Genomic DNA, 12,697 nt, shown 5'->3' with positions numbered 1-12,697 from the left:
GGTCATGGGCGAGTCGGGAGTGATCGAACGGTCGCAGGGGCCGGTCCGGATCATCGGGATCGATCGCCCCGACCGCCGTAACGCCGTCGACCGCGCGACCGCCGACGCCCTGGCCGACGCATTCCGGCGGTTCGACGCCGACGACGCGGTGTCGGTGGCGGTACTCCACGGCGAAGGCGGGACCTTCTGTGCGGGCGCCGATCTCAAGGCCATCGCCGACGGCACGCCCAACCGGGTGGAGTTCGACGGTGATGGTCCGATGGGGCCGACCCGGTTGCGGTTGTCCAAGCCGGTGATCGCGGCGATCTCCGGTCACGCCGTGGCCGGTGGTCTCGAACTCGCAGTGTGGGCCGATCTGCGTGTCGTCGAGGAGGATGCCGTGTTCGGCGTCTTCTGCCGTCGCTGGGGCGTCCCGCTGATAGACGGTGGGACGGTGCGGCTTCCGCGGTTGATCGGGGAGAGCCGGGCGATGGACCTGATCCTCACCGGGCGCCCGGTGGCCGCCGACGAGGCCCTGCAGATGGGACTCGCGAATCGCGTGGTCCCGTCGGGTACCGCTCTCGACGCCGCCGTCGAGCTCGCGACCCAGATCGCCGGGTTCCCGCAGACGTGCCTGCGTCATGACCGGATGTCCGTGCTCGAGCAGAACGGCCTGGACAACGACGCCGCGTTGATGAACGAACTGCAACACGGCATGGTGTCCCTGGCAGCCGACACCGTCGCCGGCGCAACCCGATTCGCCGGTGGAGCGGGCCGTCACGGTGAGGGTGTCGGGAACTGAGAACTGAGTGTTGTACCGGGCCTATCCGGCCAACTCCTCCGTCAACTGCGGCACGATCTGCTTCTTACGCGACACGATGCCCTTGCCGAAGGCGTGTCCGTCGGCGACGGTGATTCCGAGGGCGCGCTCGACGGCCTCCACCGGTTCGCCGATCACCAGAAGGTCTGAGTCGCAGGCGATCACGTCGGTGATCAGCAGTAGGAAGAGGTCGTAGCCGGCAGTCTTCTTCTCGGCAGTCATGGCCTCGAAGAACTCGTCTCGGCGGGCGAGGACGGCGTCGGAGTCGACGGTCGTCAGCTGCGTGACGCGAACACTGCTGGATCCCATCGAAAAGGTCTTGGCGTCGAGGCCGATGATCGTCGACGCCGGTTTGTCGCCCACTTCTGTTCCCGCACGGAGCAATTGGTTTCCGTATTCGTCGAGATCGACGCCGGCGATGGTGGCGAGTTCCTCGGCGGCGATGCGGTCGGAGTCGGTGGTGGTGGGGGAGTTGAGCAGCAGGGTGTCGGAGATGATCGCCGACAACATGATCCCGGCGGTGTCGGCGGGGATCTCGACCTCGCTCTCGGCGTACATGCGCGTCAGGATCGAACACGTGCAACCCACCGGCTCCACCCGCATGTAGAGCGGCGCGGCGGTCTCGAAGTTGGCGATGCGGTGATGGTCGATCACTTTCCGGACCGTCACGTCGGCGATGTCGGCGACACTCTGCTGGTGTTCGTTGTGGTCGACGAGCATCACGTTGTGGGGGCTCGCGTGGTCGATGACGCGCGGCGCGTCCAGGCCGAAGTGGTCGAGGGCGAAGGCCGTCTCCGGACCGGGTGCGCCGAGGGCGACGGCTTCCGCATCGACGCCGAGCGCCTGTTCGAGGCGCGCCAGCCCGATTGCGGAGCCGATCGCGTCCGTGTCGGGATTGCGGTGTCCGAACACGAGGATCTTCGACATGGCGACTCAGCTTTCGCTCGACGATGCTGCGTCCCAGCCTACGGCGGAGACCTGTAGCTCACTGATTGCCCGAAGATAGTTGTAAAACTACAATCGTTTTATGTCGACGACCGAAGCGGGCGCGCAGACCGCGACCGAGATCTGGTTCACGATGAACAGTCTCGTGCGTGACCAGGCCAAACAGTCGCGCGCCCGGATCAGCGAGGTCATCGACATCCCGTTCAGCCGGTTCCGGGCACTCCGCCGCGTCGCGCTGCGGCCGATGACGCAGCGGGACCTCGCCGAACGGATGGGTGTCGACGCGTCCGCGATGAGCGGGATCGTCAACGACCTCGTCGGCCGGGGACTCGTGACCCGGGAGGCCGACGCCGACGACGGCCGGTGCAAGCGCGTCACGATCACCGACGCCGGACGGCGAGTGGTGGACGAGGTGACCGAGAACCCGGCCACTGCTCCCGACATGTTCGCCGCGCTCGACGACGAGCAGCTCCGGCGACTGGGGGAACTGCTCGACCTCCTCCGTGAGGCGGCCGAGTCGTGAACGCCGCACGGGCCGCCCTGCGCGCCCGCTCGGCCGACGGTGCCCTCACACGGCGGGACCGGCTCGTCATCCTCGCCACCTGCTGCTTGAGCCTGTTCATCGTCGGATTGGACGTCTCGGCGGTGAACGTCGCCCTGCCGTCGATCAGCTCGGACCTCGGTGCCACACCGTCGCAGTTGCAGTGGGTCCTCGACGCGTATGCACTGGTGATCGCCAGCCTGCTGATCTTCGGCGGATCGCTCGGAGATCGCCTGGGTCGCAGGCGGATCTTCCAGGTGGGATTGGTGACCTTCGGTGTCGCCTCCGTGCTGTGCTCGCTGGCGCCCACCCCCGAGGCCCTCATCGGGGCGCGCATGCTGCAGGCCGTCGGCGGGGCGATGCTCAACCCGGTTGCGCTGTCGATCGTCACCAATGTCTTCGTCGACCCACGCGAACGCGCTCAGGCAATCGGATTGTGGGGCACCGCATTCGGATTGAGCTTGGCGTTCGGTCCGGTCGTCGGCGGGGCGCTCGTCTCCGGGATCGGCTGGGAGGCGATCTTCTGGCTCAACGTTCCGGTATGCCTACTCGCCCTTGCGCTGACGATGCGTTTCGTCCCGGAGTCGAAGGCCGAGCGCTCTCGTCGCGCCGACCCGGTCGGTCAGGTCCTGATCCTGGCCTTCCTGGCCACCCTCACGTTCGCGATCATCGAGGGTCGTCCCCAGGGCTGGACCTCACCGGGCGTCCTCGCATGTTTCGTCATCTCCGCCGGTGCGCTCGTCGCGATGATCGCGTACGAGAGTCGCCGCGCGGAGCCCCTTCTGGACCCACGGTTCTTCCGGAGCGTGCCCTTCTCGAGTGCGGTGGGATGTGCGGTCATCGCCTTCGCCGCCACCGGTGGCTTCCTGTTCCTCAACACCCTGTATCTGCAAGAGGTTCGCGGGATGTCGCCGCTCGAGGCGGGACTGATGACCTTGCCGATGGCGGCCGCCTCGGTGGTCTGCGCGCCGATCGCCGGTCGGCTCGTGGGCGATCGGGGAGCCCGGCCGCCGATGGTGATCGGGGGAGCGGCGATGGTGGCGGGCGCCCTGATGCTCACCGGCCTCGGCAACGACACCGCCCTCGTCTACGTGGGCGCGGCATACCTGGTCTTCGGACTGGGATTCGGGTTCCTCAACGCACCGATCACCAACGGGGCGGTGTCGGGGATGCCCCGCACCCAGGCGGGTCTGGCGTCGGCGATGGCGTCGACCGGTCGTCAGGTGGGTACCGCGCTCGGTGTGGCGGTGTTCGGTGCGGTGGCGTTCGCGGGGATCGAGGGGACGGTTGCCGATGGGCTCGCCGTCGCCGCCCGTCCGGTCTGGCTGATCATGGCGGTGTGTGGTGCCGCCGTCCTCGTTCTCGCCTTCGTGTCGACCGGTGCCTGGGCCCGCGGCACGGCTGCTCGCACGCGGGAACGGATCGAGTCCACGTCGGGGACCTGGGTGCCCTGAGTCACCTCGGCCGGTGCTGGGTTCCGGATTCGATGGCTGCCGGCCCAACAGTGGCCTGCGAGTCCCACCACTCGGCGATCCGCTGCGCGACGGTGTCGGGGGTGCGGACCCAGCCGACGTGCGTCGTGTTCCCGCCCGCCGGGCAGTGCCCGTCGTCGTAGCGCCAGTGGGAGATCGCCTCCGGTGCGAACGCGGCATCGAACGCCGATGCCGCGCCGTCGGTGACGATCTCGTCGCCGTCGAGCCTGATCGCCAGGGTCGGTGTCTGGATCGACCGGTCGACGGCGAACGGCGCCTGACCGGTGAGGACCATACGTGCCCACTGCCGCATCAATGTTCGGGCGGCCGGACCGCCGAAACCCGGTCGCGGCCAATGGCCGACGATCGCCGACACCGGCGTGACGGCTCCCGCGATCGCGCTCAGGGCCACACCGCGGAGGCCGTAGTGGCGAACCGCAGGCACCGACGCCCCGACCGCGACGATTCCGTCAGGCGCGTGATCGGAGGACTGGGCCACCATCGCCGCCAGCTGAGCGCCGAGACTGTGACCGATCACGACCACCCGCGTGCCCGGGACATCGGCGCGCGCGCCGGCGATCGCGTCGGCGAGGTCGGCGGCTTCGTCCTCGTAGGACCAGTCCGCGGTGCGGGAGGGCGGTGCCGAACCTTCTTCGACGCCGCGACGCGCGACGACGCGGACCTCGAGGCCGTATCCGGCGAGCGCCTCCGCCAGTCGTCGGTAGACGCGGGACGGTACTGCCATCGCCGGGGAGATGAGGACGGTGGTGGGCGCAGCGGTGCCGGTCTGGGTCATGACCCAAGACTGACGTCGGGTCGTCGCTGACACCACTACCTACCAGGTAGTGGTCTGACCAGGTCGTGGTTTGACGCGGGCCCGATCCGGATACCGTCCGGGGTGCTGTGATCTGACCACCGACCGAGAGGCGAGTGACCGATGTCCGACGTGACCGATTTCTCCGAGACCTGCGCGCGACTGGCCGAGGCGATCGTGGAGAAGGGTGTGCACGTCGCCGTCGCCGAGTCGCTGACCGGCGGCAACCTTGCCAGTGAGCTGAGCAAGGCGCCGCAGGCCGGGGACTGGTTCCGGGGCGGCGTCATCGCCTACCACGAGGACGTCAAGTACGGTCTGCTCGAGGTGCCCGAGGGTCCGGTCGTCAGCGAGACGGCGGCACGCGCGATGGTGGCCACCACCGCGCGGCTCTTCGACGCCGAGATCGTCGTCGCGGTGACCGGTGAGGCGGGTCCGGAACCCGACGAGGCCGCGCCCGGAACCGTCTGGTTCGGCCTCGATCATCGTGGCCGGGTCTCGGCGATCCGCAAGGAGTTCGACGGCGGGCCCGAAGACGTTCTCGCCCAGACCATCGCGTACTCGCTCGAACTGATCGAGAGCTGTCTACGATGACCCCATGACCGTCGAGGTGGGAACCCTGCTGCAGCAGTGGCGGTCTCGTCGGTCCATCAGTCAGCTCGACCTCGCCTACGAGGTCGGGGTCTCACCCAAACACCTCAGTTTCGTGGAGACGGGTAAGTCCCGCCCGAGTCCGACGCTCCTCCATGCGCTGTCCGAGCGTCTCGACATCCCTCTGCGAGAACGCAATTCGCTTCTACTCGCGGCGGGACACGCTCCTCGCTACAGTGAGGAACCCCTCGATTCGGAGACCATGACCCGCGTGCGTGCCGAGGTCAGACGGTTGCTCGACGCCCACAACCCCAACATGGGGATGGCCTTGGACCGTGCCTGGAACGTGGTGCTGGCCAACGACACCGCGATGCTGCTCCTGGAGATGCTTCCGGCGGAGCTCCAGACCGGGCCGGTCAACCTGTTCCGGGTGTCGCTCCATCCCGACGGTTTCGCGCGGATGACGCGCAACTTCGACGAGTGGGCGGCCTACCTGCTCGACCTGCTCCGTCGGATGGTGCGGATCACCGGTGACGAACGACTCGCCGAACTCGAGCGCGAGGTGTCGTCCTATCCGACGGTCGCCGGCCTGACCGGGGACGCCGTGTCCCACAGATCGGGGGAGGCGGGCTCGTTGCTCGTCCCGCTCGAGCTCGCGGTCGGCGACCAGATGCTGTCCTTCTTCAGTACGTTGACCACGTTCGGGTCACCTCGGGACGTGACGCTTGAGGAGCTGACCATCGAGCTGTTCTATCCGGCCGATGAGCCGACCGAGAAGTGGGTTGCGATGATGCAGGGGTGACCGACACCGCTGATTCCGCACTCCGAGCCGACCCCGCCCTCCGACTCCCGGCCGCCGTCCTCTGGGATATGGACGGCACGTTGCTGGACTCCGAGCCGATCTGGGAGATCGCGATGACCGGCCTGGCGGCACGTCACGGCATGGCGATGACGCCGCAACTGCGGGAATCGACGCTGGGGAATTCGCTGCCCGACGCGTTGGCGAAGCTGCACGACGCCGCCGGGATCCCGCCCGAGGACCGCGACCCCGACGCCGACGGTCGGTGGACGCTCGATCGGGTGACCGAACTCTTCGACGAAGGACTTCCCTGGCGACCCGGCGCTCTCGAGGCGCTCGACCTCGTCGCCGGCGCCGGTATCCCCATGGCGCTGGTGACCAACACGGTGCGCGAGGCGGCCGAGGTGGCGCTGGAGACGATCGGGCGGCATCGTTTCGCCACCACGGTCTGCGGCGACGAGGTGGCCGTCGGCAAACCCGCACCCGATCCGTACCTCCGCGCCGCGGAACTACTGGGTTTCTCGACCGCGCAGTGCTTGGCGGTCGAGGATTCTCCGACCGGTGCCGCGGCTGCCACCGCGGCCGGATGTCCCACGCTCGTCGTGCCTTCGGCCGCCGCCGTACCCACGGGCGCGCTGCGCACCTTCCGCACGTCGTTGGTCGATCTGGCACGGGACGACCTCGCGAGTGCCTGGGCGGGGCTCCGCGGCGCTGTCCGGATGGCCTGACCCCCGGGCAGGGACGTCCCGCTCACGTGCAAAAATGTCGGGGTGAAGACCTTCGAGGAGCTGTTCGCCGAACTCAGCGACAAGGCCGAGAACCGCCCCGAGGGGTCGGGCACGGTCGCCGCGCTCGACTCGGGTGTGCACACCCTGGGCAAGAAGATCATCGAGGAGGCGGGCGAGGTGTGGCTCGCCGCCGAACACGAGTCCGACGAATCGCTCGGTGAGGAGATCTCCCAGCTCGTCTACTGGCTGCAGGTGATGATGATCAAGCGGGGACTGAAATTGGAGGACGTGTACCGACATCTGTGACCGGACGACCCGGCTTCACAGACCACCACCTCCTGCTCAGCTGAGCGCAACCCCACGAAAAGGACATCGAGATGCTGCGAGTGGCCGTACCCAACAAGGGTGCGCTCTCCGAATCCGCGTCGGCCATCCTCGCCGAGGCCGGCTACCGCAAACGAAGTGACTCCAAGGACCTGACGGTTCTCGACAACAACAACGACGTCGAGTTCTTCTTCCTGCGTCCCAAGGACATCGCCATCTACGTCGGGTCGGGGCGCCTCGACCTCGGCATCACCGGACGCGACCTCGCCCGCGACTCGGGGGCCCAGGTCCACGAGCAGCTCGCGATGGGCTTCGGCTCGTCGACCTTCCGCTACGCGGCACCCGCCGACCAGGAGTGGAATGTCACCGACCTCGCCGGCAAGCGCGTCGCGACCTCGTACCCCAACCTGGTGCGCGACGACCTCGCCGGCCGCGGCATCACCGCCGACATCATCCGGCTCGACGGCGCGGTCGAGATCTCCATCCAACTCGGTGTGGCCGACGCCATCGCCGACGTCGTCGGTTCCGGACGGACCCTGCGCCAGCACGGTCTGGCCGCCTTCGGCGAGTCGCTGTGCGACTCCGAGGCCGTCCTGATCTCCCGTCGCGACGCGGAGCTCACCAAGGCCGAGAAGCAGTTCGTCGCCCGCGTCCAGGGCGTCGTCTTCGGTCAGCAGTACGTGATGATCGACTACGACTGCCCCAAGACGCTTCTCGATCAGGCGTCGGCGATCACCCCGGGTCTCGAGTCCCCGACGGTGGCCCCGATGGCCGACCCCGACTGGGTCGCCGTGCGCGCGATGGTCCCGCGCAAGGATCACCAGAACCTGATGGACGAGCTCTCCGAGCTCGGCGCCAAGGCGATCCTCGCCACCGACATCCGTTCCTGCCGCTTCTAGGCGTTTGCGGGTCAGCCCACGGCGTTGAGCATCACTGTCTGCGCCGATCGGCCGATGTAGCCGGACGTGTCGTAGAGGTCGGCGAAGGTGCCGCCGAAGCCGTCCGGACCGGCGACCATGTGCGCGTCGATACCGACCCACGGTCCACTCGGCACTCGGGTCAGATGCACGGTCGTGTCCGTGTTCATCCAGGACCAGCGGTCCGGTCGGAGCTGGGTGCCCAGCCCGTTCGCGACGTCGATGACCGTGAAGATCGACTCCAGATCGGAGGTCTTCTCACCCTCGACCAGCGGGATGGCCGGTCGTAGCCAAACCGCGGGCGTCGAGCCGTTCCGGCCCGTGGTCCGCGCCGACTCGACGGTGCCGATGAATCCGAGAGTGCCCCAGTCCACCGCCTCGCCGCTGTCGTCGGGGAATCCGATCTGGGTGGGCAGCTCGTCGGGCAGCGGAGACAGGGGAACGGGACCGTTGGCGATCTCACCGGTGTCCGCGGCGCGGATGCGCCAGCCGACGGAACGGGCTGCCGTCCGGAACGATCCGTCTGGCTGCTGCACGTCGAGTTCGGTCTCGACGAGGCTGATCTGCCGGCCGGGGCGGATCACCCGAGCGTGAATCCGGTTGATGCCCAGCCCTATCGGACCCAGGATCTCGGTCGTGACCCGCGTGAAGTGCTGCGCGGGATCCGGATCGCACCGCAGCAGCGAGCGCATCATCAGCGCCGACGGCGGGCCGCCGTGCTGCATCGTCGGTGACCACACGCTCAGGGTGGCGTCGGTCGGCCGGAAGTATTCATGACGCGCCGACGGGTCGGCGGCCGGGCTGCTGCCGTCCGACGCCGGGGCGTCGACGGGTACGTAGTACGAACTCTCCACGCTTCCAGCCTATGTCTGTCGACATAGTCGAGCATTCCGGGGTGTGGTTCAGGACACGAACCCCAGCGGCGGACCCGGGTAGGGCGGGATCTCGCCGCCGAACTCCGGACACCGCGCCTGATGCTCGCAGAACCTGCACAGGCGCGACTTTCGCGGCCGGAAGTCCCCGGAGGCGACGGCGGTGCGGATGGCCTGCCAGATCGCGCGCAACGTCCGCTCGAAGCGGAGGAGCTCGTCATGATCGGGGTGATAGATCAGCTGCTGGCCGTCGGACAGGTACATCAGTTGCAGACGGTTCGGCACGGCGCCCCGCGTCCGCAGGATCGCCAGTGCGTAGAACTTCATCTGGAACAGGGCCTTGGCCTCATAGGCCTCGCCCGGGGAGCGTCCGGTCTTGTAGTCGACGACGCGGATCTCACCGGTCGGTGCGACGTCGATGCGGTCGATGAACCCGCGCATCAGCATGTCGTCGGCCTCGATCTCGACGTGCTCCTCCACCGCGTCGGCGTCGAAGGCGGTCGGGTTCTCCATCGTGTAGTACGTCGCGATGAGCTTGTGCGCGCCGGCGATGAACGCCTCCTGACCGCCCTCGCCGATCACCCGCGCGAGCTGTGGGTCTTCTTCGCACAGGGCCGCCCAGGCGCCCTCGACGAGCAGTTCCGCGGAATCCTGGGTCCGGAGTTCGGCCGGCATGTCGAAGAGATTCTCGAGCGCGGCGTGTACGACGGTGCCCCGCGTCTGTGCGGCGGTGGGAGTCTCCGGGAAGCGGTCGATGGCACGGAAGCGGTACAGCAGCGGACACTGTTTGAAGTCCGCCGCCCGCGACGGAGACAACGCGAGCCGGCGTCCGACGATCCCGCGCGTGCTGTCCGACGGGGGCGGTTCCGGCGCGGGGGCCGCGCTCGTCGAGGTGTCGCCGGTGCCGGTCATCGTGCTCACATCTCGCAGGGTAGGCCGCGGCCCCGACACTCTGCCGATCCGACACCCATCTGCGGTCGGGTATCGTCCTCACGGCCCACCGGACTCCCGACCACCACAGTTTCCGCGTACCGCGGGAGGTCGGAGTCGTCCCGTTCACGAGAGGAAGCACCAGTGCCCACCACCGGACCGTTCGCCGTAGGCGACCGGGTTCAGCTGACCGATGCCAAGGGCCGAAAGTTCACGGTGCACCTCGAAGAGGGCAAGCTGTTCCACACCCACCGCGGCGCCATCGCGCACGACGACCTCATCGGCTCGCCCGAAGGCAGCGTCGTCTCGGCCACCAGCGGGACCCAGTACCTCGCACTGCGGCCACTGCTCGTCGACTACGTGCTCTCCATGCCGCGCGGTGCGCAGGTCATCTACCCCAAGGACGCCGCCCAGATCGTCCTCGAAGGCGACATCTTCCCGGGCGCCCGCGTCCTGGAGGCCGGTGCCGGTTCGGGTGCGCTGACATGTTCGCTGCTGCGGGCCGTCGGCGCCGACGGCGAGCTGGTCTCCTACGAGATCCGCGACGACCACGCCGAACATGCGATCCGCAATGTCGAGACCTTCTTCGGCGGCCGCCCGGCCAACTGGAACATCGTCGTCGACGACCTCGCCAATGTCGGCCAGGACGAGCGCTTCGACCGCATCATCCTCGACATGCTCGCGCCCTGGGAGCCCCTCGACGTCGTGCGGACCATATTGAAACCAGGCGGAGTCCTGACCATCTATGTGGCGACCGTCACCCAGCTGTCGCGGGTCATCGAGGCGTTGCGGGAGCAGGAGTGCTGGACCGAACCGCGTGCCTGGGAAACCCTGCTACGGGAATGGTCGGCCGTCGGTCTGGCCGTGCGCCCCGAGCACAAGATGCAAGGCCACACCGCGTTTCTGATCACCGCCCGCCGACTCGCCGACGGCACGACCACGTTGCGACCGCAACGTCGTCCGACGAAGGGCTGAGTTCGGCTCGTCCCGAGCGGGAGTGAAGATCGCGAACACGTTGCGAAGACGCACATTTAACACACCGTCAACACTGCCGATCGCGGGGTGAAGGGCGATTCTGCGTCCGTGCCGGTAGCGTAGGGATACGGCGCGAGCATTCCGATCGTGGGATCGGGTGATTGCCGGGGAGAGGAGTCAGCAATGACCGAATCTGACCGCCATGACGCCACCGGGGACCGTGCGGTCCCCGAGAGCGCGAGTGCACCCGACGAGGGCTTCACCCCTGCCTATACCCCGCCTCTCGCGAGGAGTGGGTCCGAACGCCCGTCGTTCGGACGCCAGGCAGACAACACAGACCTCCAGGAACGCGTCGACAGCCTGACGGCGCGCAACGCGAAGTTGCTCGACACGCTCAAAGAAGCGCGTCAGCAACTCGTCGCCCTGCGCGAGGAGGTCGACCGCCTGGGTCAGCCGCCGAGCGGCTACGGAGTCCTGCTCGACGTCTATCCGGACGCCACCGTCGACGTGTTCACCTCCGGTCGCAAGATGCGGCTCACCTGCTCGCCGAACATCGACACCGAAACCCTCACCAAGGGTCAGACGCTGCGTCTCAACGAGGCCCTGACCATCGTGGAGGCCTGCGAGTTCGACACGGTCGGCGAGATCAGCACCCTGCGCGAGGTTCTCGGGGACGGCAGGCGGGCACTGGTCGTCGGTCACGCCGACGAAGAACGAGTCGTGTGGCTGGCCGAGCCGCTGCTGGGCGAGGTCGACGCCGAGGACGGCAAGCGTCGCAAGTTGCGTCCGGGTGACTCGCTGCTCATCGACACCAAGGCCGGTTTCGCGTTCGAGCGGGTCCCCAAGGCAGAGGTCGAGGACCTGGTCCTCGAAGAGGTGCCCGACGTCGGTTACGAGGACATCGGCGGCCTGGGCCGGCAGATCGAGCAGATCCGCGACGCCGTGGAACTGCCGTTCCTGCACAAGGACCTGTTCCGCGACTACCAGCTGCGTCCGCCGAAGGGTGTCCTGCTCTACGGCCCGCCCGGTTGCGGTAAGACGCTCATCGCCAAGGCGGTCGCCAACTCACTGGCCAAGAAGATCGCGCTGGCCCGTGGCGACGACGCCAAGGAGGCGAAGTCCTACTTCCTGAACATCAAGGGCCCTGAGCTGCTCAACAAGTTCGTCGGTGAGACCGAACGTCACATCCGGCTGATCTTCCAGCGCGCCCGGGAGAAGGCATCCGAGGGCACCCCGGTCATCGTGTTCTTCGACGAGATGGACTCGATCTTCCGCACCCGCGGATCCGGTGTCTCCTCGGACGTGGAGACCACGGTCGTGCCGCAGCTCCTCAGCGAGATCGACGGTGTGGAAGGCCTCGAGAACGTCATCGTGATCGGCGCGTCGAACCGCGAGGACATGATCGACCCCGCGATCCTGCGTCCCGGCCGACTCGACGTGAAGATCAAGATCGAGCGTCCCGACGCCGAGTCGGCGATCGACATCTTCTCGAAGTACCTCACCGAGGAGTTGCCGATCCACGCCGACGACATCGGCGAGTTCGGCGGCGATCGCACGGCATGCATCAAGGCGATGATCGAGAAGGTCGTCGAGCGGATGTACGCCGAGAGCGAGGACAACCGGTTCCTGGAGGTCACCTACGCCAACGGCGACAAAGAGATCATGTACTTCAAGGACTTCAACTCGGGCGCGATGATCCAGAATGTCGTCGACCGGGCGAAGAAGTACGCGATCAAGTCGCAGCTCGACACCGGTGCCCCCGGTCTGCGTGTGCAGCACCTCTTCGATTCGATCCTCGACGAGTTCGCCGAGAACGAGGATCTGCCCAACACCACCAACCCGGACGACTGGGCTCGCATCTCGGGCAAGAAGGGCGAGCGCATCGTCTACATCCGGACCCTGGTCACCGGCAAGTCCTCCGGGGCGAGCCGCGCCATCGACACCGAGACGAACACCGGGCAGTACCTGTAACACGAGCCCTGTCCAGCAGACG

14 protein-coding genes are annotated in these 12,697 nt (G+C 67.6%); 10 read left to right on the top strand and 4 right to left on the bottom strand.

Going from position 1 to position 12,697, the window contains the following annotated elements; translation table 11 throughout:
* The first annotated feature begins 4 nt into the window (after nucleotides 1–4).
* Nucleotides 5–781, top strand: a complete 777-nt coding sequence (locus BPODLACK_RS08200; protein WP_024498075.1) for a crotonase/enoyl-CoA hydratase family protein — start codon at nucleotides 5–7, stop codon at nucleotides 779–781.
* A 21-nt stretch (nucleotides 782–802) separates the two neighbouring features.
* On the opposite strand, the gene BPODLACK_RS08195 is transcribed toward BPODLACK_RS08200, so the two are convergent.
* A complete protein-coding gene (locus tag BPODLACK_RS08195) occupies nucleotides 803–1,726 on the bottom strand; it encodes a manganese-dependent inorganic pyrophosphatase (protein WP_024498074.1) in 924 nt (307 codons plus the stop codon).
* Between the two features lie 100 nt (nucleotides 1,727–1,826).
* On the opposite strand from BPODLACK_RS08195, the gene BPODLACK_RS08190 reads away from it, so the two are divergent.
* Both BPODLACK_RS08190 and BPODLACK_RS08185 read left to right on the top strand, forming a co-directional pair.
* Entirely contained in the window at nucleotides 1,827–2,267 is a 441-nt protein-coding gene (locus BPODLACK_RS08190; protein WP_024498073.1) for a MarR family winged helix-turn-helix transcriptional regulator, read from the top strand.
* Nucleotides 2,264–3,739, top strand: a complete 1,476-nt coding sequence (locus BPODLACK_RS08185; RefSeq protein ID WP_024498072.1) for an MFS transporter — start codon at nucleotides 2,264–2,266, stop codon at nucleotides 3,737–3,739. The genes BPODLACK_RS08190 and BPODLACK_RS08185 overlap by 4 nt, the downstream gene beginning before the upstream one ends.
* A gap of 1 nt (nucleotide 3,740) precedes the next feature.
* Here the strand turns inward: BPODLACK_RS08185 and BPODLACK_RS08180 are convergent, their stop codons facing one another.
* Nucleotides 3,741–4,553 carry an alpha/beta fold hydrolase gene (locus tag BPODLACK_RS08180; protein WP_024498071.1) on the bottom strand — a complete coding sequence of 271 codons (813 nt, stop codon included), beginning with the start codon at nucleotides 4,551–4,553 and terminating at the stop codon, nucleotides 3,741–3,743.
* Between the two features lie 141 nt (nucleotides 4,554–4,694).
* Here BPODLACK_RS08180 and BPODLACK_RS08175 point away from each other — a divergent pair, with 141 nt between their 5' ends.
* The 5 genes from BPODLACK_RS08175 to hisG all read left to right on the top strand — a co-directional run bounded on the left by BPODLACK_RS08175 (nucleotide 4,695) and on the right by hisG (nucleotide 7,909).
* A complete protein-coding gene (locus BPODLACK_RS08175) occupies nucleotides 4,695–5,162 on the top strand; it encodes a CinA family protein (RefSeq protein ID WP_024498070.1) in 468 nt (155 codons plus the stop codon).
* A gap of 4 nt (nucleotides 5,163–5,166) precedes the next feature.
* Entirely contained in the window at nucleotides 5,167–5,961 is a 795-nt protein-coding gene (locus tag BPODLACK_RS08170) for a helix-turn-helix transcriptional regulator (RefSeq protein ID WP_024498069.1), read from the top strand.
* Nucleotides 5,958–6,686 carry an HAD family hydrolase gene (locus BPODLACK_RS08165; RefSeq protein ID WP_024498068.1) on the top strand — a complete coding sequence of 243 codons (729 nt, stop codon included), beginning with the start codon at nucleotides 5,958–5,960 and terminating at the stop codon, nucleotides 6,684–6,686. Before BPODLACK_RS08170 ends, BPODLACK_RS08165 begins: the two co-directional genes overlap by 4 nt.
* Nucleotides 6,687–6,728: 42 nt before the next feature.
* Entirely contained in the window at nucleotides 6,729–6,992 is a 264-nt protein-coding gene (locus tag BPODLACK_RS08160; protein ID WP_006437957.1) for a phosphoribosyl-ATP diphosphatase, read from the top strand.
* A gap of 71 nt (nucleotides 6,993–7,063) precedes the next feature.
* Nucleotides 7,064–7,909 carry an ATP phosphoribosyltransferase gene (gene hisG / locus BPODLACK_RS08155; RefSeq protein ID WP_006437956.1) on the top strand — a complete coding sequence of 282 codons (846 nt, stop codon included), beginning with the start codon at nucleotides 7,064–7,066 and terminating at the stop codon, nucleotides 7,907–7,909.
* A gap of 11 nt (nucleotides 7,910–7,920) precedes the next feature.
* Here hisG and BPODLACK_RS08150 read toward each other — a convergent pair whose 3' ends face one another.
* Together BPODLACK_RS08150 and BPODLACK_RS08145 are read right to left on the bottom strand one after the other, a co-directional pair.
* Complete coding sequence (locus BPODLACK_RS08150; protein ID WP_024498067.1) at nucleotides 7,921–8,781, bottom strand: thioesterase family protein; 861 nt, start codon at nucleotides 8,779–8,781, stop codon at nucleotides 7,921–7,923.
* A gap of 48 nt (nucleotides 8,782–8,829) precedes the next feature.
* Nucleotides 8,830–9,711: a RecB family exonuclease gene (locus BPODLACK_RS08145; protein ID WP_024498066.1), complete on the bottom strand. Its 882-nt coding sequence runs from the start codon at nucleotides 9,709–9,711 to the stop codon at nucleotides 8,830–8,832.
* A 162-nt stretch (nucleotides 9,712–9,873) separates the two neighbouring features.
* On the opposite strand from BPODLACK_RS08145, the gene BPODLACK_RS08140 reads away from it, so the two are divergent.
* Both BPODLACK_RS08140 and arc read left to right on the top strand, forming a co-directional pair.
* Complete coding sequence (locus BPODLACK_RS08140) at nucleotides 9,874–10,704, top strand: tRNA (adenine-N1)-methyltransferase (protein ID WP_024498065.1); 831 nt, start codon at nucleotides 9,874–9,876, stop codon at nucleotides 10,702–10,704.
* Between the two features lie 183 nt (nucleotides 10,705–10,887).
* Nucleotides 10,888–12,675 carry a proteasome ATPase gene (gene arc / locus BPODLACK_RS08135; protein ID WP_024498064.1) on the top strand — a complete coding sequence of 596 codons (1,788 nt, stop codon included), beginning with the start codon at nucleotides 10,888–10,890 and terminating at the stop codon, nucleotides 12,673–12,675.
* The last annotated feature ends 22 nt before the right edge of the window (nucleotides 12,676–12,697 follow it).

This window comes from Gordonia sp. YY1 (assembly GCF_009872315.1).
Lineage (GTDB): Bacteria > Actinomycetota > Actinomycetes > Mycobacteriales > Mycobacteriaceae > Gordonia > Gordonia amicalis.
The sequence above is the reverse complement of the archived record's forward strand: the minus strand, read 5'-3'. Positions and strand labels throughout refer to the sequence as shown.